At 64.1% G+C, this 23,723-nt stretch carries 19 protein-coding genes; 11 read left to right on the top strand and 8 right to left on the bottom strand.

The window, feature by feature from the left end; all coding sequences use genetic code 11:
• Positions 1-79 precede the first annotated feature (79 nt).
• The 5 genes from NKI21_RS01550 to NKI21_RS01570 are packed head-to-tail and all read right to left on the bottom strand — an operon-like array spanning position 80 to position 5,352.
• Complete coding sequence (locus NKI21_RS01550; protein WP_023811564.1) at positions 80-1,351, bottom strand: CaiB/BaiF CoA transferase family protein; 1,272 nt, start codon at positions 1,349-1,351, stop codon at positions 80-82.
• Between the two features lie 37 nt (positions 1,352-1,388).
• A complete protein-coding gene (locus NKI21_RS01555) occupies positions 1,389-2,420 on the bottom strand; it encodes an ABC transporter ATP-binding protein (protein ID WP_352439770.1) in 1,032 nt (343 codons plus the stop codon).
• Positions 2,417-3,493, bottom strand: coding sequence for an ABC transporter ATP-binding protein (locus NKI21_RS01560; protein ID WP_023811562.1), 1,077 nt, complete (start codon positions 3,491-3,493; stop codon positions 2,417-2,419). The genes NKI21_RS01555 and NKI21_RS01560 overlap by 4 nt, the downstream gene beginning before the upstream one ends.
• Before the next feature lie 3 nt (positions 3,494-3,496).
• Positions 3,497-4,339, bottom strand: coding sequence for an ABC transporter permease (locus tag NKI21_RS01565; protein ID WP_081734862.1), 843 nt, complete (start codon positions 4,337-4,339; stop codon positions 3,497-3,499).
• On the bottom strand, positions 4,339-5,352 hold the full coding sequence (locus NKI21_RS01570) for an ABC transporter permease (protein ID WP_023811560.1): 1,014 nt from the start codon (positions 5,350-5,352) through the stop codon (positions 4,339-4,341). Before NKI21_RS01570 ends, NKI21_RS01565 begins: the two co-directional genes overlap by 1 nt.
• A 184-nt stretch (positions 5,353-5,536) precedes the next feature.
• On the opposite strand from NKI21_RS01570, the gene NKI21_RS01575 reads away from it, so the two are divergent.
• From NKI21_RS01575 to NKI21_RS01595, 5 genes are all read left to right on the top strand, one after another.
• Complete coding sequence (locus NKI21_RS01575) at positions 5,537-6,346, top strand: IclR family transcriptional regulator (protein ID WP_023811559.1); 810 nt, start codon at positions 5,537-5,539, stop codon at positions 6,344-6,346.
• A gap of 134 nt (positions 6,347-6,480) precedes the next feature.
• Positions 6,481-7,233: an SDR family NAD(P)-dependent oxidoreductase gene (locus NKI21_RS01580; protein WP_352551182.1), complete on the top strand. Its 753-nt coding sequence runs from the start codon at positions 6,481-6,483 to the stop codon at positions 7,231-7,233.
• A gap of 212 nt (positions 7,234-7,445) precedes the next feature.
• Complete coding sequence (locus NKI21_RS01585; RefSeq protein ID WP_023811557.1) at positions 7,446-8,795, top strand: glucoamylase family protein; 1,350 nt, start codon at positions 7,446-7,448, stop codon at positions 8,793-8,795.
• Positions 8,785-10,317, top strand: a complete 1,533-nt coding sequence (locus tag NKI21_RS01590) for a mercuric reductase (protein ID WP_023811556.1) — start codon at positions 8,785-8,787, stop codon at positions 10,315-10,317. The genes NKI21_RS01585 and NKI21_RS01590 overlap by 11 nt, the downstream gene beginning before the upstream one ends.
• 165 nt (positions 10,318-10,482) lie before the next feature.
• Positions 10,483-11,712, top strand: a complete 1,230-nt coding sequence (locus NKI21_RS01595; protein WP_023811555.1) for a glycosyltransferase family 4 protein — start codon at positions 10,483-10,485, stop codon at positions 11,710-11,712.
• Positions 11,713-11,812: 100 nt separating this feature from the next.
• Here the strand turns inward: NKI21_RS01595 and NKI21_RS01600 are convergent, their stop codons facing one another.
• The 3 genes from NKI21_RS01600 to NKI21_RS01610 all read right to left on the bottom strand — a co-directional run bounded on the left by NKI21_RS01600 (position 11,813) and on the right by NKI21_RS01610 (position 15,129).
• Positions 11,813-12,787 (bottom strand): hypothetical protein, encoded by a 975-nt coding sequence (locus NKI21_RS01600; protein WP_352439775.1) that lies wholly within the window; start codon positions 12,785-12,787, stop codon positions 11,813-11,815.
• Positions 12,788-13,022: 235 nt separating this feature from the next.
• A complete protein-coding gene (locus NKI21_RS01605; protein WP_352719537.1) occupies positions 13,023-13,598 on the bottom strand; it encodes a DUF1349 domain-containing protein in 576 nt (191 codons plus the stop codon).
• Positions 13,599-13,689: 91 nt separating this feature from the next.
• A complete protein-coding gene (locus tag NKI21_RS01610; protein WP_023811552.1) occupies positions 13,690-15,129 on the bottom strand; it encodes an aldehyde dehydrogenase family protein in 1,440 nt (479 codons plus the stop codon).
• Between the two features lie 265 nt (positions 15,130-15,394).
• Here NKI21_RS01610 and NKI21_RS01615 point away from each other — a divergent pair, with 265 nt between their 5' ends.
• From NKI21_RS01615 to NKI21_RS01640, 6 genes are all read left to right on the top strand, one after another.
• On the top strand, positions 15,395-16,054 hold the full coding sequence (locus NKI21_RS01615; protein WP_164779967.1) for a TetR/AcrR family transcriptional regulator: 660 nt from the start codon (positions 15,395-15,397) through the stop codon (positions 16,052-16,054).
• A gap of 214 nt (positions 16,055-16,268) precedes the next feature.
• Complete coding sequence (locus tag NKI21_RS01620; RefSeq protein WP_352439776.1) at positions 16,269-18,680, top strand: GcvT family protein; 2,412 nt, start codon at positions 16,269-16,271, stop codon at positions 18,678-18,680.
• 82 nt (positions 18,681-18,762) lie between these two features.
• Complete coding sequence (locus NKI21_RS01625; protein WP_352439777.1) at positions 18,763-20,016, top strand: sarcosine oxidase subunit beta; 1,254 nt, start codon at positions 18,763-18,765, stop codon at positions 20,014-20,016.
• Between the two features lie 8 nt (positions 20,017-20,024).
• Positions 20,025-20,291: a sarcosine oxidase subunit delta gene (locus NKI21_RS01630; RefSeq protein WP_023811548.1), complete on the top strand. Its 267-nt coding sequence runs from the start codon at positions 20,025-20,027 to the stop codon at positions 20,289-20,291.
• Positions 20,288-23,173, top strand: a complete 2,886-nt coding sequence (locus NKI21_RS01635) for a sarcosine oxidase subunit alpha family protein (protein WP_352439778.1) — start codon at positions 20,288-20,290, stop codon at positions 23,171-23,173. The genes NKI21_RS01630 and NKI21_RS01635 overlap by 4 nt, the downstream gene beginning before the upstream one ends.
• A complete protein-coding gene (locus tag NKI21_RS01640) occupies positions 23,166-23,705 on the top strand; it encodes a hypothetical protein (RefSeq protein ID WP_352612460.1) in 540 nt (179 codons plus the stop codon). The genes NKI21_RS01635 and NKI21_RS01640 overlap by 8 nt, the downstream gene beginning before the upstream one ends.
• Positions 23,706-23,723 lie beyond the last annotated feature (18 nt).

Here is a 23,723-nt window from a genome sequence, read left to right on the forward strand (position 1 = left end):
ACGGCTCTTCGCGCTCTTGAAGTAGAGAACCACTCAGTCGACCGCAAATGCGACGAGGGCTGTCACGCTCCGTGAAAGATCAGGCGGGGATCGGTTCGGCGGCAGGCGCATAGACGCTGACAGCCCCAGTGCCGACCAACTGGTCGATGGTCTCGGCGCTGTAGCCGAGCACGTCGGCCAGCACGGCAGCTGTGTCCTGGCCCAGCATCGGTGGCGCGGTGAAGTCGGCGGTCAACTGCGCGGCAAGTCCCTGCGCCGGACGCACCATGGCGACGGAACCGAGATGCGGATGCGGCAAGGTCTGAACGAGGCCGCGCTCGCGCACATTGGGACTGTCGAAGACTTCCGGTATCGATTTTACGGTGCCGGCCGGCACGCTGGCGGCGGCGCAAGCCGACATCCAGTGGTCTCGCGTTTTGGTCCTGAAGGCAGCCGCCAGCTGCGGAATCAGCGCCTCGCGGTGGGTGGCGCGCGCGCCTGCCTTGATGAAGCGCGCATCCCCAGCCAAATGTGGCAAGTCCACGACCTGCTCGCACAGGGCTGCGAACTGACGATCGTTGCCGACGGCCAGCGCGAAGCCGCCGTCGGAGGCTTCGAATATCTGATAGGGAACGACCGTCGGATGGGCATTGCCGTATCGGGCAACCTCTCGACCGGTGTTGAGGTAACCGCTGCCGACATTGATCAGCAGGCTGAGCGCGCAGTCGATCAGCGACAGGTCGAGGAACTGGCCCTTGCCGGTCGTCGCGCGCTCGTAAAGCGCTGCCAGGATCGACTGCGTGGCGACCATGCCGCAGACGATGTCGGTGATGGCGACGCCGACACGCATCGGCTCGCCATTGCTCTCGCCAGTGATGGCCATCAGGCCGCTTTCGGCCTGCATGACGAAATCATAGCCGGGCCGTCCGGCATCGGGCCCGGTCTGGCCGTAGCCGGAAATCGAGCAATAGATCAGCCGCGGGTTTGACGCGCTGAGTTCCTTGAAACCGACACCGAGGCGATCGGCGGTGCCGGCGCGGAAATTCTCGACGACGATGTCGGCCTTCGCTGCCAACTCGCGCACGATGGCCAGCCCCTGCGGGCTTTTCATGTCGAGCGCGATGCTCTGCTTGCCCCGATTGGCGCAGAGATAATAGGTTGAGACACCCTTGTAGCTCGGCACCGACCACGCCCTGGTGTCGTCGCCACCATCGATATTCTCGATCTTCCAGACTTCGGCGCCGAGATCGGCCAAGCTCATCGTCGCCCACGGACCGGCCAGCACGCGCGAAAGATCGAGAACCTTGATGCCTTCGAGCGGCAGGCGCGCGCGGCCAGCCGTGGCGGCATTTTCGGAATGGTCCTCAGTCACGATCAAAATTCCTTCGCGGATGAATTCGGCGGGCCTGTCAGACAGCCCTGAAAGTGTTGACCGGCTCCGGAAAATGACAGGCGACGCGATGCGAACCACCAGCCGGATCGAGCGGTGGTTCGACGGCAGCGCAAATCGCCTGCGCCTTGAAGCAGCGCGTGCGGAAGCGGCAGCCGGATGGTGGGTTGAGCGGGCTCGGCACGTCACCGGTCAGTACGATGCGCTCGCGCTTGCGCTCCTTCTCGGGGTTGGCGAGCGGCACCGCCGACAGCAGCGCCTGGGTATAGGGGTGCAGCGCCCTGGAGTAGAGTTCGGCCGCGGGTGCGATCTCGACGATCTTGCCGAGATACATCACCGCGACCTGGTGCGAGATGTGGCGCACGACCGAAAGATCATGTGCGATGAACAGATAGGATGTGCCGAAGGACTGCTGAATATCCCTGAGCAAATTGAGCACGCCAGCCTGCACCGAAACGTCGAGCGCCGAAACCGGTTCGTCGAGGATCACCACTTGCGGGTTGAGCGCAAGCGCGCGGGCGATGACCACACGCTGGCGCTGGCCGCCGGACAGTTCGTGCGGATAGCGCTTGCCGTGATCGGGATTGAGCCGGACAAGTTCGAGCAGTTCGGCCACCCGCCCACGGCGATCGGCCGCCGACATGTCGCTCATGCGCAAAGGCTCGGCGATGTTGTCGGCAATGCGCATGCGCGGATGCAGCGACCCGTACGGATCCTGGAAGACCAGCTGGATGTAGCGCCGCATCAGGCGCATGTCTTCGTGGTTGAGGGCGAGCAGGTTCTGGCCACGGAACCAGCTTTCGCCACTGGTCGGCTCGATCAGCCGCATCAGGCAGCGTCCGAGGGTCGACTTGCCGCAACCGGATTCGCCGACGAGGCCCAGCGTTTCGCCCGGCGCCAAGTCAAAGGACACATCGGCCACCGCACGCACATGGGCAACCGCGCGGTCGAAGACGAGGCCGCCGCGAACCGGAAAATCCTTGACAAGATGGCGCACGGAAAGCGCTGCCGCCGGCTTGGTTTCGACTTGAATTTGCTCCACTGCGCTCATGGGGCCATGCTTCCACTGTCCAGTTCTGCCGCCGCAAGCGCAGCACTATGGAAGGGCGGCAAGGTCGTCGCGAAATGGCAGGCCGAGAAGCGGCCGCCTATGTCGTGCAAAGGCGGATCCTCGGTCCGGCAGCGTGCCTCGGCATAGATGCAGCGCGGATGGAAGGCGCAGCCGCCCGGCAAGCGGCCAAGTGCGGGCGGCGAACCGTCGATCGAGAACAGCCGCTCGCGGCTTTCCTCGAGGTTGGGGATCGAGGCAATGAGCCCGCGCGTGTAGGGATGGCGCGGGTCGGCGAACAGCTCGGACACGCCAGCCTGTTCGACGACACGGCCGGAATAGACGACCGCGACGCGGTCGGCATGACCGGCGACGACGCCTAGATCATGGGTGATCAGCACCAGGCCAAGGCCGAGCCGCTCCTGCAGCGAACGCAGCACGGCCAATATCTGCGCCTGCACCGTGACATCGAGCGCCGTGGTCGGTTCGTCGGCGATTAGCAAATCGGGATCGTTGGCGACGGCCATGGCGATGACCGCGCGCTGGCGCATGCCGCCGGAGAATTCATGCGGATACTGGTTCACCCGGCGCTCCGGCTGCGGGATCGCCACCAGATGGAGCAGTTCCACCGCGCGCGCCATGGCCTGCTTGCGGGTGACGCGCTGATGCAGCCTGACCGCCTCGGCGATCTGGGCGCCGACGGTCATCACCGGATTCAACGAGGACAGCGGGTCCTGAAAAATCATGGCTATGCGCGCGCCCCTGATCTTGCGCATTTCGCGTGACGATTTGCCGACCAGTTCGTCGCCGTTGAAGCGGACCGAGCCGGTAACCACGGCGTTCTTCGAGGTCAGGCCGAGCGCGGCGAGCATGCCGACCGACTTGCCCGAACCGGACTCGCCGACAATGCCGACCACCTCGCCCTTGGCGACGTCGAGGTCGATGCCTCGCACCGCTTCAAACTGGTCGCCGGCCCGCCGGAACCCGACGCGCAGGCCACGAATCGAGAGCAGCGGCTCCTGCTCACCTGCCTTGTCGACGGCGCCGGAGCGCGCTGAAGATATCTGTGCGCTCATCGCCTAGTCCGACCTTGGATCGAGAATGTCGCGCAAGCCGTCGCCGATGAAGTTGAAGCCGAGCACGATGGTGAGGATGGCGACGCCGGGACCGAAGGCGATCCACCATTGATAGAAATGGACGGCGCCATCGGAGATCATCGAGCCCCATTCAGGCGTCGGCGGCGTGGCGCCGAGACCGATGAAGCTGAGCGACGCGGCAAGCAGCACGACCTGGCCCAAATCCATGGTCGCGCTGATCAGCACCGGAGTCCAGCAAAGCGGCAATATGTGCGTGAACAGCACGCGCCGCGGCCTGGCGCCGGCGGCGATTGCCGCCTCGACATGCTCGCGCTCCTTCACCTCCAGCACCTGCGCCCGCATCAGCCGGGCGTAGACCGGCCACCAGACCAGCACCATGGCGATGGCGGCATTGCCGAGGCCCGGCCCGAGCGACGCCGCGACGGCCATGGCGAGCAGCATCGGCGGGAACGACAAGGTCACGTCGACCAGCCGCATGATCGCCGCGCCGGTGAGGCCGCCGACGAAGCCGGAAATGGCGCCGAGCAGCGAGCCGATCACCACAGCCGAGACGACGACCAGGACCGCGATCGGCAACGAATGTGCGGCCCCGTGCAGAGTGCGGGCCAGCACATCGCGGCCGAGCGCATCGGTGCCCAGCCAATGCGCCCAGTTCGGCGGCTGCAGCCGGCGTGCGACCATTTCGAGCGGATCGAACTGCACGACCAGATTGGCGAAGACGGTCATGAACAGCCAGAACAGGATGACGATCGTGCCGATGACCAAAGGCGCGGTCAGCCATTCGGGAACAGCGGTGGAACGGGATCTGGTTTCGACCGCCGACATCAGCTCAATCTCACGCGCGGATTGGCCACGACATAGAGTATGTCGGTGATGAGATTGGTGACCAGGAAGGCGAGGCCGCCGACGATGGTAACGCCGATGATTGCCGGGAAGTCGAGCGCGCGCGCCGCCTCGACGGCATAGGAACCCATGCCCGGCCAGGAAAAGATGGTCTCGGTCAGCACCGCGCCGGTGATCAGATAGGCGAAGGAGTAGCCGATGACGGTCAAGGTCGGCACCATGGTGTTGCGCAGCGCGTGGACAATGACGACGCGGAATTCGCTGGCCCCCTTGGCGCGCGCGGTGAGCACGAACTCGCGGCTCATCACATCCAGCATGTTGGCGCGCACCAGCCGCGATATGGTGCCGGAAACCGTCCAGCCGAGCACGAAGGCCGGCAGAAGCAGGTGCCAGAGCGCATCCTTAAACACCGTCCAGTCGCCGGCCAGCAACGAGTCGATGGTCAGGAAACCGGTGATACCGGGCGGTAATGCCAGGCGGGCATCGACCCTGCCCGGCCCCGGCAGCCAGTTCAGCATGACGGAGAAGATGAACAACAGGCCGAGCCCCGACCAGAACACCGGCAGCGAAGAGCCGAACAAGGCGAACAGCCGCGCGCCATGGTCAATCAGGCTGTTGCGGAAATAGGCGGCCAGCACACCAAGCACAATGCCGAGCGTGGTGCCGAAGATCATCGCAGCGAAAACCAGTTCGAGCGTTGCCGGCAAGCGGTAGAGAATGTCGGTGCCGACATTGCGCTTGGTGATGAACGAGGTGCCAAGATCGCCGCTCAGCAGATTCCCAAGATATATCATATAGCGTTCCGGCAAAGGACGATCGAGACCCCAGCGCGCCTTGGCGGCGGCCACCACTTCGGGGTTGCTCATCTGCTGTTCGGCGACAATCGCGGTCAGCGGATCGCCCTTGGTCACCGTGGTGATCAGGAAGGCAATGGTGACGATGCCGAGCACCAGAAACGGCATGGCGATAAGCCGGCGCAAAATATAGCGAGACACGTGGCTACCTTCACAAGGAGGGGCTTCGTAAGATGGCACAGGGCGCTTGGAGATGCCATCGAGGGAAGCATATTGACAGTGGGGGAAAGCGCCTGTCAATATAAATGGAATTTAATTTCATTTTTGATACAACGCCGGCGACACCGGCCCGACAGGCGGACGACGACGCCAGAAAGACCTCAGCGTGCGCAAGCGAGCCACCAGGGACGAGACGGAGCTTGAAGTCGAAGGCGCGCAGCTTTCGTCGTCGCTGGTGCGCGGGCTCGGCATCCTGCGCGCTTTCCGCCCGGGCGATGCCTCACTCGGCAATCAGGACATCATTGCCCGCACCGGCCTGCCCAAGGCCACGGTTTCCCGCATCACCTATACGCTAAGCGCGCTCGGCTATCTCCTCTACGACAAGGACCTTGGCCGCTACAGCCTGGGACCAGCCACCGTGGCGCTGGGTTATTCGGCACTGAGTTCCAGTGCGGTTGTCCACGTCGCCCGGCCGCTGATGCAGCCGCTGGCCGATTTGACGGGGGCGGCGGTGGCGCTCGGCACCCGCGACAGCCTCAACATGGTCTATCTCGCCAACTGCCGGTCGGAGAGCCTTGTCACGCTGCGCCTCAACCCGGGCTCCTATCTGCCGATCTGGAAGACATCGATGGGGCTGGCCTATGCGGCGGCACTTTCATCCGAGGAGCGTGCCAGCCTTGTGGGGGCTTTGCAGGAGGCCGAGCCGGACAGGGCGGCGATGATCGCGGCGGCGATCGACGATGCGATCGCCCAGTATGCCGACAAGGGCTATGTGACGTCGTTCGGCGCCTGGCACAGCTACATCCATGCAGTCGGCGTGCCGTTCCGTCCGAGTGACGGCTCGCCGCTGGTTGCCATCACCTGCGGCGGCATCGGCGAGATCATCACGGAAGAGCGCGCGCATGCCGAGATCGGACCGGCGCTGGTGGCGATGGTGAAGGCGCTGGGCAGAGAGCTCGAGGGGAGTCCCGGGTAACGGGATTGGCCCAGACGATCGGACTCGCATGCCGGCTTGAACTTGCCTGATCGTGACCGCACAGTCGCCGTCGATGGTATGGCGGTCGCGCGTGGTTGGCGTCCATCGGGTTCAGGTGACGGGGGGAGAATCAGATGCCGATGAATTTTGCAGGACGGTTCAGCGGTCGAGCGGCGGTGATCACCGGCGGCGCATCGGGCATCGGTCTGGCAGTGGCTCAGAGGATTGTCGAAGAGGGCGGACGGGTTTCAGTCTGGGATCGCGATCCTGCTCAGATCGAACAGGCCAGGACTACCCTTCCCGGCCTCCACGGTGTTGCCATTGACGTCGCCAATGCGGCCGGCGTGGAACGCGCCAAACAGTCGGCGATCGAAGCGCTTGGCGGTGTCGACATCCTGGTCACCAGTGCGGCGATCACCGGACCCAACATGACGACCTGGAATTACTCGGTCGAAGATTGGCAGAAGGTCATCGACATCAACATCAATGGCGTCTTCTATTGCAACAAGGCGCTTGTCCCGCACATGCTCGAGCGCAACTATGGCCGCATCGTCAACATCGCTTCGATCGCCGGCAAGGAAGGCAATCCCAACGCTTCGGCCTACAGCACCTCGAAGGCCGCGGTGATCGGCCTGACCAAGTCGCTCGGCAAGGAGTTGGCCAAGACCAAGGTGACGGTCAATTGCGTCACACCGGCGGCCGTGCGCACCGCGATCTTCAGGCAGATGAGCCAGGAGCACATCGACTTCATGCTGTCCAAGATACCGATGGCGCGCTTCGGCGAGGTCGACGAGGTGGCGGCGCTGATCTGCTGGATCGCCTCGGAAGAGTGTTCGTTCACGACCGCCGCCGTATTCGACGTTTCCGGCGGCCGCGCCACCTACTGAGGCAGGACGCATCTCAATTCCGCGTGACGACGCAACGAACTGGAGCGTAGGGGCGTATAGTCCCAGACGTCGAATCGACGTTGACGCAACAAAGCTATGCGGGAAAGCTATGACGCGGCATGACAGTTCAGCATGCGTGATGACCTGCCGGCGCGGGGCAACTGGTTGGCGGTTGACGGACGCTGCAGCCATCCGACGGGAGCTTGCTTCTTTTGCTTAGGGCCGAGCCTTGCGCGCTGTCCGACGACGAGCTTCTGGACCGCTATCAGCGCGCCGCCTTCGACTATTTCCTCGAGAACGTGAACCCCGAAAACGGATTGGTCGCCGACACCTCGCGGCCGAATTCGCCGGCCAGCATCGCTGTCGTCGGCTTCGCGCTGTCCAGCTATCCGGTCGGCGTCGAGCGCGGCTGGATGGCGCGCGATGCCGCCGCGAAGCTGACGCTGGCCGCGTTGCGTTTCTTCTCGGCCGGCTCGCAAGGCAATGGCGAGGAGGTCACCGGCCACAAGGGTTTCTACTACCATTTCCTCGACATGCGGACCGGCCTGCGCGTCTGGCGCTGCGAACTGTCGATGGTGGATACGGCATTGCTGATATCGGGCATGCTGGTGGCGGGCGCCTATTTCTCCGGTGATGATGACGAGGAAGCCGAAATCCGCCAACTGGCCGAGGCGCTCTACCGGCGCGTCGACTGGCGGTGGGCACAAGGCTCAAGCCCGACCTTGCGACAAGGCTGGAAGCCGAGGAGCGGCTTTCTCCACTATGGCTGGGAGGGCTACAACGAAGCCACGATCCTCTACGTCCTGTCGATGGCCTCGCCCGACAGCCCGACCTCGGACAACAGCTACGAGGGCTGGACGGCGACCTATCAGTGGGAGAACATTTACGGCTACGACGTGCTGTATGGCGGTCCGCTGTTCATGCACCAGTTCTCGCATGCCTGGATCGATTTCGCCGGCATCCGCGACGCCTTCATGCGCGAGAAGAACTCGGACTATTTCGAAAACAGCCGCCGCTCGACCTATCTGCATCGCGACTATGCACGCCACAACCCTTACGGCTATGGCGGCTACGACGAGAACCTTTGGGGTCTTTCGGCGGGCGACGGGCCAGGCGGTTTTCGCACCAGCGTGGAGCGACAGCGCCGGCGGTTTTCCGGCTATGCCGCGCGCGGCGCGCCGTTCGGGCCCGATGACGGGACGATCGCGCCTTGGTCCTATCCGGCATCACTGCCTTTCGCCCCGGAGATCTGCCTGGCGGCGTTGCGCCATCTCGGTGATCGCTACCCCGAGGTGATCGACAATTTCCGACTGCCGAGCGGTTTCAATCCGACATTGGCGAACCGACGTAAATTCGGGAGGCACGGCTGGGTGTCGGAAGGCCACTATGGGCTGGATCAAGGCATCGTGGTGATGATGATCGAGAACCATCGGTCAGGGTTGATCTGGAGACTGATGCGGTCAAATCAACACATCCGCAACGGCTTGCGCAAGGCCGGATTCAATGGCGGCTGGCTGTCTCAGCCGGCAAGCCCGGCGTCGGGTGGCGGCGATGTCGCGTGACCGGACCAGGGCTGCCGCCTTTCCTGTCGATCACAACGACATTGAGCTGATCAAGGGCGCCCATCCGCCGCACCGGAAGAACCCGCAGCCGGACGGTCCCTACAACCTCGTCGTCATCGGTGCCGGACCGGCTGGACTGACCGCCGCCTACGAAGCGGCCGGCCTCGGCGCAAAGGTCGCGCTCATCGAGCGCAACCTGATCGGCGGAACTTGCGTCAATGTCGGCTGCATCCCGTCGAAGTCGATCATCCGCACCGCAAGGCTTTATGCCGACATGCGCGACGCCGAGAATTTCGGCGGCGACATGCCGGACCGTCTTCACGTCAACTTTCAGCGCGCCATGACGCGGATGCGGCAGATCCGGCAGCGGATCAGCCGCGCCGATGCCGCCGATAGCCTGATTGCCGAAGGCATCGACCTTTATTTCGGTGAAGCGCGGTTTTCCGGAAGGGACGCTGTCACGGTCGCCGGACAAACCTTGCGTTTCAGAAAGGCGCTGATCGCGACAGGCGCGCGCCCGAGGCTGCCGACGATCTCGGGGCTTGCCGACGCCGGCTATCTCAGCAACGAGACCATGTTCGATCTCACGGAGTGCCCGAAGCGGCTTCTGGTCATCGGCGGCGGACCACTCGGTTGCGAAGCGGCGCAGGCCTTCTGCCTGCTGGGCGCGAAGGTCATCCAGGCGCAGCGCGAACCGATGTTCCTGCCCGGTGAGGAACGCGATGCCGCCCAAATTCTTTCGGACGCGCTGGCGCGCGAAGGTGTCGAGGTTCGCCTCAACACCGAGGTGGTGGCGGTACGAACGGAAGGCGGCAAGAAGCTCGCCGACCTGGTGTGCGACGACATCACGACAACGATTTCCGTCGACGAGATCATCACCGGCATCGGCCGATCGCCCAATGTCGACGGTCTCGACCTGGAGAACGCCGGGGTGGCATATGATGCCGACGGCATCAAGGTGGACGATTATCTCCGAACCGCCAATCCACGCATCTATGCGGCGGGCGACGTCTGCCTCGCCTACAAATTCACCCATACCGCCGAGGCGACAGCCCGCATGGTCGTGCGCAATGCCCTGTTTCTCGGACGCAGGAAACTGAGCGAACTGGTCATTCCGTGGTGCACCTATACCGATCCGGAGATCGCCCATGTCGGCCTCTATCCGGCGGAGGCGCGCCAGAGCGGCATTCCGGTCAAGACCTATACGGTGCTGATGCACGATGTCGCCCGTGCGGTGATGGACGGCGAGGAGGAGGGTTTTGTCAAAATCCACGTCAGGGAGGGGTCCGACCGCATCCTGGGCGCCACGGTCGTCGCCAGCCATGCCGGCGAGATGATCAATGCGGTGTCGCTGGCGATCAAATCGGGCATGAGATTGCGGGCGCTGGCCGACGTCATCCATCCATTCCCGACGCAGGCGCAAGGCATCAAGATGGCCGGTGACGCCTATCGGCGGACAAGGCTCACCTCATCATGGAAGCATCTGGCGGGCCGCTGGTTGGCGTGGTCCAGGCGATGGTGACATTCGGCAGGGCGCGCAGCTGGTGCATCTGACATTCAGCGACGATGCGGCGCTTGACGAAAGCGGCGTTCGGCTGAACAAGTCGAAGCCGATTGTTGTGGTTTTGGGGCCGTCGCGCATGTCGTCTGGAATGAAGCCTCCGGCGCAAAGCCCAGAGCGTCCGCTTTGAAACCCGCGGACGCACAACCGCTCGACGCTGCCTCCGCGGCGAAAGCCGGGCGACGTGTGCTGGTTGTGTCCCACGATCCGGCCTTTCCGCCGATCTCCGGCGCGGATTTGCGGAACTACCGCAATGCTGAGTCTGCTGCGCAATTCGGCCCGGTCTGCCTGGTGTCTGTGCTGCCGCAGGCGACGGAAACAACCGATCCGTCGATCCGCACCGAAGCCTTGTCGATCAAGGGAGAGGCCCGCTCCGCTTCGATCGGGTGGTGGCGCATAAGGGCGGAGCGTCGCATCTCGCGCGTCGCCTTGACGCGGCTGGAGGCACTGGTTCGGGACTTCCGCCCCGATACGGTGCTGATCGAGGGCATCGGCCTGTTCAAGCTGCTGCGGCCTTTGCGGGCATTGACGAAACATCTCATCCTCGACATGCACAACGTCGAGTCCGACTTGGCGGGGCAGTTGCGGCACGTCGATGTGAAGCGGCCTGCGGTGGCGACGATCAGCGCGGGCATCAGGCGTCTCGAGAGAAAAGCGATTGCCCTTGTCGACCGGGTCTGGGTCTGCTCGAGCCAGGATCGAGAGCGGTTGATGGCGCTTTCCCGGCATAAGTTGCCGATCGATGTCGTTCCAAACGGAATTCCGCACGCCGGGCACAGCCCCGAAACGCTGCCCGCCGAGCCCGGATCCGGCGAAAGCTTTCCGGTGATCCTGTTCGTCGGCCATCTCGGCTATCCGCCAAACGTCGACGCCGTCCAGAGATTAGCCGGCTCCATACTTACGCGCATCCGACTGGCCTTGCCGACCGCGACATTGATTCTCGCTGGGCGCAACCCGACAACGGCCGTGCAAGCGCTGGCAGGATTGCGGGGCGTGGAGCTTGTCGAAGACCCCGAAGACATGGCGCCGCTTCTTTCGAGAGCGCATCTCACCATCATCCCGCTTGCGGCAGGCGGCGGCACCCGCATCAAGATTTTGGAGGCGATGGCGTGGGGCGTGCCGGTGATCGCCACGCCTCTGGCGGCCGAGGGCCTGGATCTGGTCGACGGGGAGGAGCTGCTGCTGTCGGATACCGATGAAGGGCTTGCCGGAATGGCTGTCGGACTCTGCCTGGATGCCGACCGCAGGGCACGGCAGCGCATCCGCGCGCATCAAGCGGTTTGGGCAAGGTTCGGCCCAGAAGCCATCCGCAATGCTGTCCGCGGCGGGCTGGGGCTGGACGAGGCTGGCACATGATCCGTCCCTCCACCAGATATGGAGGAGCCACATCGTTCCACATCGCTTGCAGGAGCCCCGCTTCGCACCACGTCCAGCCGGAATTTCGTGGTCTGCCCTATCAGGATGCGTGCTGAAGCTCTTGCCGAATGGGGCCGAGATAGGTTTGCGGATGCAAGCGTCCCCAAACATGGCCCCGGTCGGTCAGATGCGCGACCTGCTCTATCCAGCGTCTCGGCGCATCGGGGTCCCTCACCTCATGCCAGTCGTCGACGATAATGACAGGCAGGCCCTGGTAGAGCGGGTCGAGCGGCGAGGTCCTGGTGACGACGATGCAGCCGAGATAAAACAGCTCCCATGTCCTATGGCAGTCCAGGCCATTGCCTTCGGTGGACAGCACGAGCGGGTATTGCGAGTATAGTTGCCAGATCGAGCGCTGGGAGACCCGTTTCGTCAGGAAATCGACATGCGGACATCCGCCCAGGGCATCAAGCAGTTCCCGGCGCTGCCTCGAGCCATTGCTGATGCTGAAATCAGAGAACAGCCTGGGCGGGCGGCGGTCCACATGATCCTGCCGGGCGCGTATGATTTCCAGTTGCTTCACAAGCCCTGCCGGCGTGGCAAGGGACCGAGGCGTGTGAAGATCGAGCCCGATCGGGAAAGGCTTCACTCTGGGGTGAGTGCCGTCACAATTCTGGCTGTACCAAGAGACCAGGAAAGGGTTGGCGAGAAGTTGGTCGACGGTGTCCTTCGCCAGATCCGACGGCACCGAAGCATCTCCGTCGGTCGTCAGCAGCGTGAACGGTGCCGTGATCGTCGGCAGCACGATCCTGACGAACGTGTCGAGGTCGCAGGTTTGCGCATCCCTGGACAAGGTGCTCAGGCGCAGCCAGACGATGCCATGCGCGCCGCTGTAATGTTGGCGGAAAAATGCCTCGCTCTGCGTCGATGCAGTTGGCGCGTTGCGATACCAGCGCGGCCCGGCGAAATCGCAGAAATGCCCGATGCCCTGCGACCACAGCACGGGCGGAACGTCAAGAAACCTTAGCGCCCTGGAATAGACGACTCTTTTGACAGCCCTTCGAAACCTGCCCATCGGCAACTCCTAGCGCGGATGCCAATAGCGTTGCAACGTACTGCCTGGCATATTCGCCTTGAGCCGAACCCGGGCTAAAAATTTCGAGCCGTCTGGCGGCGTCGCAACTGGCTGACGATCTCGCCGGCTGCAGTGCCGCGACCAACTCCCGGCACGGACAGAGGCACGCGGCGGTCTACAGACTTGATCGCGGCAAAGGTCGAAGTGCTTGCGGTTCAGCGCAAGACCGCACATCTCAATCGTGCAATTCCCGCGATATCGGCGGACCGAGGGAGAAATCGGAGAACGTTACCTCAAAGCCCTCGCGTTGCGGCGAACAGCACATCATGCCGATATCGACCGTCTTCGAGGTCGGGAAATAGGCAAGCCGCACAGGCTTCCAGTGGCCGTCGGAAGCATCGAGGTACTGGACGCGGATCGCCTCGGCGTGACGGGTGAACCGGATCCTGACGCCGTTCGGATCGGCATGAATGGCGACCAGCGACCAGTCTGACGTGTCGTTGGTGACGACAACGGAGAAATAGGCAAGGCCGTCGGTGTACTCGATACCGGCCTTGATCCAGTGCGTTTCGCTGAGCCGGACCATCAGCCCGGCCTGATCATAGAGGACTTCGTAGTCGCCTTTGACCGTGACTTCGGCGCTGAAATCGCCTTCGACCGGCCGGTGCAGGAAGTGGCCGTTGTCGCGCCAGAAACCGTAGAAGGTCTCGCGCCAGAAATCGGTCTCCTTACCGGTGCGCACACGAACGCTGTCGCCGTCGATAGAATGGTGCGGCGGCGGGTTAAGCCAGATCAGATCTTGCACTGTCATCCTTTCGCGCCGTCCAATCCAGATGTGCATGGCGGTGTTGCCGGCATGATCGGCAGTGACCGATCAGTCAGGCTGATCGGTCGACGGCCGATCAGCCTGCGAACGTATAGGCCGTCTTCACCGTGGTGTAGAACTCCGCCGCATAGTGGCCCTGCTCGCGCGGCCCATAGCTCGAACCCTTGCGGCCGCCGAAGGGAACATGGAAATCGACACCCGCCGTCGGCAGGTTGACCATCACCATTCCGGCCTCCGAATTGCGCTTGAAGTGCGTGGCATGCTTGAGGCTCGAGGTGCAGATGCCGGAGGTCAAGCCGAAGGGCGTGTCGTTGGCGACGGAAAGCGCCTCGTCATAGTCCTTGACGCGAATGACGCTGGCGACAGGTCCGAAAATCTCCTCGCGCGAACTGCGCATGGCATTGGTGGCCTCGGTCAGCAATGCCGGCTGCAGATAGAAGCCTGGCGTCTTGCGGTCGAGCCGCTCGCCGCCGAAGGCGAGCGTGGCACCTTCCCTGACGCCGATGGCGATATAGTCCTCGTCCTGCTTCAGCTGCGTCGCGTCGACGACAGGACCGATCTGGGTCTGCGCGTCGAGCGCATCGCCGATGACCAGTTTGCTCATGCGATCCTTGAGGGCATCGACGAAACGGTCATGGATGGCCTCAGTCACGATCAGCCTGGACGACGCGGTGCAGCGCTGGCCGGTCGAGAAGAAGGCGCCATTGAGCGCGCAATCGACGGCGATCGCAAGATCGGCATCGTCGAGCACGACCAGTGGGTTCTTGCCGCCCATTTCAAGCTGGAACTTGCGCATGTGTTCGATGCTTGCCGCGGCAACGCGCTTGCCGGTACCGACCGAGCCGGTGAAGCTGATGGCGTTGACGTCGGGACTGTCGAGCATCGCCTGACCGACCACCGAACCCTTGCCCATGACGAGATTGAGCACGCCCTTTGGCAGGCCGGCGCGATGCAGGATGTCGACAATGGTCCAGGCGCTCTCGGGAACCAGCTCCGCCGGCTTGAAGACGACGGTGTTGCCGTGTGTCAGCGCCGGAGCGATCTTCCAGGCCGGAATGGCGATCGGAAAATTCCACGGCGTGATGATGCCGACCACGCCGACCGCCTCGCGCGTCATCTCGACGCCGACGCCCGGCCGCACGCTCGGCACGACCTCTCCGGTCAAACGCAACGTTTCGCCGGCAAAGAAATCGAAAATCTGGGCGGCGCGAATGGTCTCGCCGATGCCTTCGGCCAGCGTCTTGCCTTCCTCACGCGCGAGGTTGCGGCCAATCTCGTCCTTGCGCGCCAAAATCTCGTCGGAGGCCTTTTTCAGCACCGCGTGACGCGCCAGCGGACCGGAGCGGGACCAAGCCGGGAACGCTGCCTTGGCCGCGGCGATCGCCTGCTTGGCCTGTTCGACACCCGCCGAGGCATAATCGCCGACGATGTCACCGGTATCCGAGGGGTTGATGTTGCGCGAACCGGCGTCGCCGACCCACTCGCCATCGATGAGGTTCTTTCGAAACAGCGTCATATCGTATGTTCCTGCTTGTTGGCCGCGCGGGCATCTGTCTGAACTGGTATTTGCCAGACAATTGCCTCGCGGGAAAGCAAACAGTGAACCAGCAGCCGCGACAAAAATCCCCGCTTGCGCCGCGCGGATGGCGGGCGACGACAATGCCCCATCGAGCCTCGATGCAGCCAACAGCCACGATGCGTTCGGCTTGGGGCCGATTTGGTCTGTACACAAATGTCCATAGCCTTGATTTGCCTGAGGCAGCGTGTCATGCGTCGTGTCGATGGCAGCTCTCGAAACGACGATTCAGCGCGCCGGCGCCACCGGCAATATCAAGGCCACTCGCGAAGACTGGCTGAAGCTTGCGCTTGAAACGTTGATCTCTGACGGTGTCGAACGCGTCCGCGTGCTGACGCTTGGACAGAAGCTCGATGTGTCGCGTTCCAGCTTCTACTGGTATTTCAAGAGCCGACAGGATCTGCTCGATCAATTGCTGGATTACTGGCGGCAGACCAACACCAGGTTCATCGTCGAACGGGCCAGGCGGCCTTCCGCGACCGTCATCCGCGGGGTGATGAGCATTTTCGAATGCTGGGTGGACGAAAAACTGTTCGATCCGCAGCTGGATTTCGCGATCAGGGCCTGGGCCCGCCGCTCGCCCGCCATCAGGCGCGCGCTCGACGAGGCCGACGAGGAGCGCGTCAACGCCATCCGCGACATGTTCATGCGCCACGGCTATGAGGAAGAAGACGCGTTCGTGCGAGCCCGCGTGCTGTACTTCATGCAGATCGGCTATTACTCGCTTGAGCTCAACGAGCCGATGAGCAGCCGCCTGCCTCACGTCGCCGGTTATCTGCGCAGCTTCACCGGCCAGGAGCCTCCGGCGGAGGATGTCGAAGACTTCTCGCGCTATGTCGAGAAAACGCTTTCGCGCAACCGATAGTACGGCCCGTTCGGCCCCCGCGGCTGGCGACTTCGCGGGCGCGCATCGGCCCAAATAGCAAGCACGTTTGCTGCCGACAGCAGCGGAGGCGCCCCTCTGCCGCATCGGCGCAAAGCGACATCATGGACCGTTCATTCCGTCCTCCGCCAAGCTCTAGACACATATGTACAATACCGATAGGGTACGCCACACTGACTGGGTGGAGTGCGACAGGATGAAATCCCAATACAGGGCGATCGTCATCGGCGGCGGCGTGGTTGGAGCCTCGGTGCTCTATCACCTGGCGAAGTTCGGCTGGAGCGACGTCGCGCTTATCGAACGCGAGGTACTGACAGCGGGATCGAGCTGGCATGCGGCCGGCGGATTCCATGCGCTGAACGCCGATCCCAACATCGCCGCCCTGCAGGCCTATACGATCGACCTGCTCTCCGAGGTCGAGAAGGAATCGGGCCAGAGCATCGGCATGCACATGACCGGCGGCATCTCGGTCGCCTCGGCGCCCGAGCGCTGGGAATGGCTCAAGGCCTCCTACCGCATCTTCCAGACCATGGGCATCGACGATGTCCACCTGGTCGGTGTCGATGAGATCAAGCAGCGCTGCCCGATCCTCAACACCGACGGCATGCTGGGAGGCCTCTTTGCCGCGCGCGAGGGCCATATCGATCCCTCAGGCGTCGTGCACGCCTATGCCAAGGCAGCCAGGCTGCGCGGCGCCGACATCATCGAGCACAACCGGGTGCTGGAACTGAACCGCCGCGCCGATGGCGGTTGGGACGTGGTCACCGAGAAGGGCACGGTGATTGCCGAGCACGTCGTCAATGCCGGCGGACTGTGGGCCAAGCAGGTCGGCAGGATGGCCGGCATCGACCTGCCGGTATCGCCGATGGAACACCATTATCTCGTCACCGAGGCATTGCCCGAAATCCAGGCGCTGGACATGGAATTGCCGCTGATCGTCGATCTCGAAGGCTTCACCTACATGCGCCAGGAGCAGAAAGGCCTTCTGCTTGGGATCTATGAGGTCAACCACAAACACTGGAACATGGACGGGGCGCCCTGGGACTACGGCATCGAACTGATCCAGGAAAATACCGACCGCATCGCCGACGAGCTGGCGCTCGGCTTCAGCCGTTATCCCTGCCTGGAGACAGCCGGCATCAAGCGCTGGGTAAACGGCGCCTTCACCTTCTCACCGGACGGCAATCCGCTGGTCGGCCCGGTGCGCGGCGTGCCCAATTACTGGGTGGCGTGCGGCGTCATGGCCGGTTTCCTGCAAGGCGGCGGCGTCGGCAAGTCGCTGGCCGAATGGATGATCCATGGCGAGCCGGAAGCCGACGTCTACGGCATGGACATCGCCCGCTATGGCGACTTCGCCTCCAACCGCGAATACATCAGGCAGACCACCGGGCAGTTCTATTCGCGCCGCTTCGTCATGAGCTATCCCAACGAACAGCTGCCGGCGGGACGGCCCTTGAAGACAGCCGGCGCGCATGACGCGATGGATGCCGCCGGCGCGCGCTGGGGCAATTCATGGGGCATGGAAGTGCCGCTCTATTTCGCGCCGCAAGGCTTCGTCGAGACACCGACGCTGAAGCGCTCCAACGCCTTCGACATTGTCGCACAGGAATGCCGCAAAGTGCGCGAAGGTGTCGGCCTGCTCGATATATCAGCTTTCTCGCGCTACGAGATCACCGGTCCGCGGGCCGAGGCTTGGCTGGACCGGCTGCTTGCCTGTGCGCTGCCCAGGCCGGGACGCGCCAAGCTCGCGCCGATGCTGGGCGAAAACGGCAAACTCAAGGGCGACCTCACCGTCTTCAACTGGGGCGATGGCTCCTGGTGGATCATGGGATCCTACTATCTGCGCCAGTGGCATATGCGCTGGTTCGAGCAGCATATGAGCGAAGGCGTCACCGTCCGCGACATTTCGGACGCCATTGTTGGTTTCTCGCTCGCCGGACCCAATGCGCGAATGCTGCTCGAGCGGCTGACACACCAGGATGTCTCGCACGAGGCTTTCGGCTTCCTCGCCTGCAAGACATTGGATGTCGGCCTGGTGCGGGCCAAGGTCGGTCGGCTGTCGGTCATCGGCGAGCTCGGCTACGAGATCCATTGCCAGGCCAATGAGCACGCGGGCCTGCGCCGTGCGCTGCTTGCCGCAGGCAGCGATCTGGGCGTCACCGAATACGGCTTCGGCGCGGTCAATTCGCTGCGCCTCGAAAAGAGCTTTGGCATCTGGTCGCGCGAGTTCACGCAGGACTATACGCCTGATGAGACCGGGATGGACCGCTGGATCGCCTTCGACAAGGGCGATTTCATCGGGCGGGAGGCGGCCCTGAAAGAGCAGAAGGCTTCATCGAGGCGCACGCTGGTGACGCTCGAAATCGACGCGGCGGATGCCGATGCCAGTGGCTACGAGCCGGTCTGGAACAGAGGCAGGCTTGCCGGCTTCGTCACCTCCGGCGGCTATGGCCATACGGTCGGCAAGAGCCTCGCCATGGCGCTGGTCGAGCGCGAGGCGGCCGAGATCGATACGCAGTTGACAACCCACATCGTCGGCGTCGAAAGAGGTGCGCGCGTCATCGCTTCGTCGCCATACGATCCACTGGGCAAGGCGATGCGGGCATGACCGATCGAACCGGCGGCATCCGTGCAAAAGACCATGCAATGATCCACGTTCCCTTCAGAAAATCAGATCTGTCCGGCACGCCATGACCAGACGCTATTCCGCATTGTCGCTGTTCAAGGAGGGCCTGGCCGGCCAGACCGGCTGGAAGCCGGCCTGGCGCTCGCCCGAGCCGAAGCCAGCCTACGACGCGATCGTCATCGGCGGCGGCGGCCATGGGCTGGCGACGGCCTATTACCTGGCAAAGAACCACAACATCACCAGGGTCGCTGTGCTGGAAAAGGGCTGGATCGGCGGCGGCAACACCGGCCGCAACACCACCGTGGTGCGCTCCAACTACTATTACCCGGAAAGCGTTGAGCTCTACGGGCTGGCGCACCGCCTTTACGAAGGGCTGGGCAAGGACCTGAACTACAATGTCATGCTGTCGCAGCGCGGCATGGTCAATCTGTGCCACTCGACCGCGGAGATGGAGATCGGGGCGCGCACCGTCAACGCTATGCAGATCAACGGTATCGATGCCGAATTGTTTTCTCCCGAGGATGTGCGCCGGGTGGCGCCGATCTACAATTTTTCGCCGGACGCGCGCTTTCCGGTGTTCGGCGGCATCTGGCAAGGCAAGGCCGGCACGGCGCGCCATGACGCCGTCGCCTGGGGCTACGCGCGGGCGGCGAGCCGGCTCGGCGTCGATATCATCCAGAACTGCGAGATCACTGATTTCATCATCGAAGGCGGCCGCTGTCGCGGCGTCCAGACTTCGCGTGGCGCGATCCGTGCCGACCGCATCGGCATGGCGGTAGCCGGGCATTCTTCGGTGCTGGCGGCAAAGGCCGGCTTCCGGCTGCCGATCAATTCCTATGCGCTGCAAGCCTGCGTGTCCGAGCCGGTCAAGCCGATCCTCGACACGGTGGTGCTGTCGCCCGGCTGCGGCGTCTATGTCAGCCAGTCGGACAAGGGCGAGATCGTCATCGGCGGCGGCCTTGACCGCATCCCTTCCTATGCGCAGCGCGGCAATCTGCCGACGCTGGAGGAGGTGATTGCCGGTCTTTTGGAAATGTTCCCGATCTTCGGCCAGCTCAAGCTGATGCGGCAATGGGCCGGGATCGTCGATGTCGTGCCGGACTCCTCGCCGATCATAGGCGAATCACCGCTGCCCGGCCTGTTCCTCAATTGCGGCTGGGGCACGGGCGGCTTCAAGGCTATCCCCGCCGGCGGCACGCTGCTGGCGCAGTTGCTGGCGACCGGCAAGCACAACGACATCAGCCGCCCCTTCGACCTCGATCGCTTCGCCAGCGGGCGGCTGATCGACGAAGCGGCCGGCTCCGGCATCGCGCATTAGAGGCAATCATGCAGTTGTTCCCTTGCCCATTTTGCGGCCCGCGTGACGAGACCGAATTCCACTATGGCGGCGATGCCGGCAACATCAGGCCTGACGGTGCCGACGTGCCGATCGATCGCTGGGCTGAGTACCTCTATCTGCGCGGCAATCCGAAAGGCACGGCGCGCGAGATCTGGGTTCACATGATTTGCGGCGAGTTCTTCGTCATGGGGCGGGACACCATCACCCACAAGGTGCTGTCTTCGGCCGCTCTCGACGGGGAGCATGCCGCGTGACCGCCTCGCGTCTTGCCGCCGGCGGCAGCGCCATCGACCGCTCGCGCCCGATCCGCTTCAGCTTCGACGGCGCCACCGTGCATGGCTTTGCCGGCGACACCATCGCCTCGGCGCTGCTGGCCGGCGACGTCGCGGTCGTCGGCCGCAGCTTCAAATATCACCGGCCGCGCGGCATCTGGGGTGCCGGCGTCGAGGAGCCGAACGCGCTGGTCGATCTCGGCGGCAGCGTGCCAGCGAAGCCCAACACGCGCGCCACGACCGAGCCGGCGCGCGACGGGCTGGTGGCGAAAAGCGTCAACGCCACGCCCAGCGCGCTGGCCGACCGCAACGCCTTTCTCGACCGTTTCGCGCGCTTCATACCGGCGGCGTTCTACTACAAGACTTTCATGTGGCCGGACTGGCACAGGTTCGAGCCGCGCATCCGCGCCATGGCGGGATTGGGCACAGTCGACGCCGACTGGATCTCGCCGGGCACGGCGGACCAGATCAACCATCATTGCGATGTGCTGGTTGTAGGCGCGGGACCCGCAGGGCTGGCGGCGGCAAGGCTGGCGTCTGGTGCTGGCCTGACCGTCACACTGGTCGACGACCAGCATAGCCCCGGCGGATCGCTCGGCCATCGTGCCGCGGAGATCGACGGCAAGCCGGCGGCCGTATGGGTCAAGGAGACGATTGCCGAGCTTGCCGCTGGCGGTCACCTCATCCTGCCTTCGACCATCGCCTTCGGCATTTACGACCACAATCTGGTCGGGCTGAACCAGCGTCATCTCGACGGCCGGCCGGATACGCTGTGGCGGGTCAGGCCGCGCCAGATCGTGCTGGCGGCCGGCGCCATCGAGCGGCCGCTGCCCTTCGCCAACAACGACCTGCCGGGCATCCTATCGGCGGATGCGGCGCTCGCCTATCTCCGGCGCCACGCTGTGCTGGTCGGCCGCCGCATCGTCGTCGCCACCAGCAATGACAGCGCCTATGAGGTGGCGGGGGCGCTTGCCGAGGCCGGCGCCGAAGTCAGGCTTGTCGACATCCGGCGCGACGGCACGCCTGCCGCGCCGGCCAATGTCCGGCTGGCCAAAGGGCGTTCTCTCATATCCGCCAGCGGCAGGCTGCGCGTCGACGGCGTAACGCTCGACGACGGCACGAGGTTCGATGCCGATTGCGTCCTGATCTCGGGCGGCTGGACGCCGACCATCCATCTCTTCGGCCAAGCCAAGGGCAAGCTCGCCTGGAGCGAGGCGCGCGCGGCCTTTCTGCCGGGCGATCCGGTTGATAACATCGCGGTGGCAGGTGCGGCTGCCGGCGCGGTTTCCTTGTCGGAGGTGTTTGCTGGTGCCAGCACCGCCGTTGCATCGCTCGGCCAGACGAAGGCTCCCCTACCGCGGAGCACCGGACCGGAGGCGACGGACGGCATAGTCGCCGCATGGCCGATGCCGGGCTCGAAGGGACGCATCTGGATCGACTATCAAAACGACGTGACCGTGAAGGACGTCGAGTTGGCAGCGCGCGAAAACTTCGTCTCGGTCGAACATCTGAAGCGCTACACCACGCTCGGCATGGCGACCGACCAGGGCAAGACCTCCAACCTGCCCGGCCTGGCGCTGATGGCCGGTATCACCGGGCGTACGGTGCCGGAGGTCGGCACCACCACCTATCGTCCGCCATTCACCCCGGTGCCGCTGGCAAGCTTTGCCGGCACGCGCGTCGGCGAATTGATGGCACCGGTGCGCCGGCTGCCGCTCGAAAATGTCCACCGCGCCAATGGCGCCGTCTTTCAGGAATATGGCGGCTGGCTGCGCCCGGCCCACTATGGTGGCTACGCAGATGCGGAGCGTTCGATCGCGGACGAGGCACGGCGCGCCCGTCAATCCGTGGCGCTGTTCGATGGTTCGACGCTCGGCAAGATCGAGGTGATCGGGCCGCAGGCGGCGGCATTCGTGGATTTTCTGTACTACAACACCATGTCGACGCTGAAGCCCGGCCGCTGCCGCTACGGCTTCATGCTGTCGGAGAACGGCGTGGTCTTCGACGACGGCGTTCTGGTGCGGCTGGACGAGCATCGCTTCGTCGTCTCGGGCTCGTCCTCGCATGTCGCTGCCGTGCACGCCCGGCTGGAGGAATGGCGTCAGGACCGTTTTGGGCGTAGCGCGGTCTATATTCACAACGCCACATCGGACATGGCAACGTTGACAGTTTCAGGACCGAACGCCCGAAAACTGCTCGGAGCGCTGGATCTCGGTCTTTCGCTCGGCGATGCCGACCTGCCGCATATGGCAATCGGTCATGGCACCTATGCCGGCGACGAAGTCCGCATCGCCCGAGTCAGCTTCACCGGGGATCGGAGCTACGAGATCTCGATCCGGGCGGATCGCGCCGAGCCGCTATGGGCGCATCTGCGCCAAGCCGGCCAGGCGCTCGAGGCCGTCGTCATCGGACTCGAGGCGCTGATGATCCTGCGGGCAGAGAAAGGCTTTATCGTCATTGGCAAGGACACTGACGGCACCACGTTGCCGCATGATCTCGGCGTCGACGGTCCGCGCGCCAAGCGCCAGACCGAGTTCGTCGGCCGCCGCTCGCTGTTCACAGAGGAGGCTTCGCGCGGAAACCGCATGCAGCTTGTCGGGCTAGCGGTGCCGCAAGGCGAAGCGCCGCTGCCTACCGGAGCGCACGGCATCAAACGGATCGACGGCAGATTGCGCAGCCAGGGCTTTGTCACCTCGAGCTACCACAGCCCAACGCTCGGCCGCCCGGTTGCGCTTGGGCTGATCGAGCGCGGCGCGACGCGGCACGGCGAGACGATCGACATCCAGCACCTCGGCAAGATCAGCAAGGCGACGATTACCGCCCCTTGCGCCTTCGACCCGGCAGGAGACCGGCTGCATGCGTGATCTCGCGGAAAAATGGTCCGTTGCACCGGACTGGCAGGGCGCGGTTATCGCCACGCCGGGCCTTGCGATACGAGCAGCCCTCGGCCTCAACCAGTTGCTGGTCAGCGGCAACCTCGACGCGTGGGCACGGGCTTCCGGTGTCGACGGAACTGGCGTAGGCGCTTTTGGCCCCGCACAAGGCGACCGCTATGCGGCGCGGCTGGCGCGCGACCGGTTGCTCGTCGTGTCGAACAGCCCCTTCGTCATCGCCACGGGCTGGCATGCAGACGGGTTCGCGGTGACGGCGATCAGCGCCGGCTTACAGGTGTTCGAAATCGAAGGAACGGCCCTCGACGCCTTTATCGCACGGGGGACGACGCTCGATCCTAGCCAGCCAAGTGCCAGTGCAGCGCTTTCCTTCGCCGGCATCAGCGCCGTCGTCTATTGCCATGACGGCAAGCTGCGCATCCATGTCGATCGCGGTCTTGCCGCCTATCTCTGGGCATGGATGGAAATTGCCGTCGGCAACATCGCCGCCGGATCAGCCGATTAGCCGGCGGCAGTGCGATCC

This window comes from Mesorhizobium sp. M0715 (genome assembly GCF_040320355.1).
Taxonomy (GTDB): domain Bacteria; phylum Pseudomonadota; class Alphaproteobacteria; order Rhizobiales; family Rhizobiaceae; genus Mesorhizobium.

Excerpts from the sequence above, each read along its gene's own strand:
- NKI21_RS01640 (WP_352612460.1), top strand. The coding sequence starts at position 23,166 with ATGCGTGATCTCGCGGAAAAATGGTCCGTTGCACCGGACTGGCAGGGC.
- NKI21_RS01590 (WP_023811556.1), top strand. The coding sequence starts at position 8,785 with ATGTCGCGTGACCGGACCAGGGCTGCCGCCTTTCCTGTCGATCACAAC.
- NKI21_RS01555 (WP_352439770.1), bottom strand. The coding sequence starts at position 2,420 with ATGAGCGCAGTGGAGCAAATTCAAGTCGAAACCAAGCCGGCGGCAGCG.
- NKI21_RS01630 (WP_023811548.1), top strand. The coding sequence starts at position 20,025 with ATGCAGTTGTTCCCTTGCCCATTTTGCGGCCCGCGTGACGAGACCGAA.
- NKI21_RS01625 (WP_352439777.1), top strand. The coding sequence starts at position 18,763 with ATGACCAGACGCTATTCCGCATTGTCGCTGTTCAAGGAGGGCCTGGCC.
- NKI21_RS01605 (WP_352719537.1), bottom strand. The coding sequence starts at position 13,598 with ATGACAGTGCAAGATCTGATCTGGCTTAACCCGCCGCCGCACCATTCT.
- NKI21_RS01565 (WP_081734862.1), bottom strand. The coding sequence starts at position 4,339 with ATGTCGGCGGTCGAAACCAGATCCCGTTCCACCGCTGTTCCCGAATGG.
- NKI21_RS01610 (WP_023811552.1), bottom strand. The coding sequence starts at position 15,129 with ATGACGCTGTTTCGAAAGAACCTCATCGATGGCGAGTGGGTCGGCGAC.
- NKI21_RS01600 (WP_352439775.1), bottom strand. The coding sequence starts at position 12,787 with ATGGGCAGGTTTCGAAGGGCTGTCAAAAGAGTCGTCTATTCCAGGGCG.
- NKI21_RS01560 (WP_023811562.1), bottom strand. The coding sequence starts at position 3,493 with ATGAGCGCACAGATATCTTCAGCGCGCTCCGGCGCCGTCGACAAGGCA.
- NKI21_RS01580 (WP_352551182.1), top strand. The coding sequence starts at position 6,481 with ATGCCGATGAATTTTGCAGGACGGTTCAGCGGTCGAGCGGCGGTGATC.
- NKI21_RS01620 (WP_352439776.1), top strand. The coding sequence starts at position 16,269 with ATGAAATCCCAATACAGGGCGATCGTCATCGGCGGCGGCGTGGTTGGA.
- NKI21_RS01615 (WP_164779967.1), top strand. The coding sequence starts at position 15,395 with ATGGCAGCTCTCGAAACGACGATTCAGCGCGCCGGCGCCACCGGCAAT.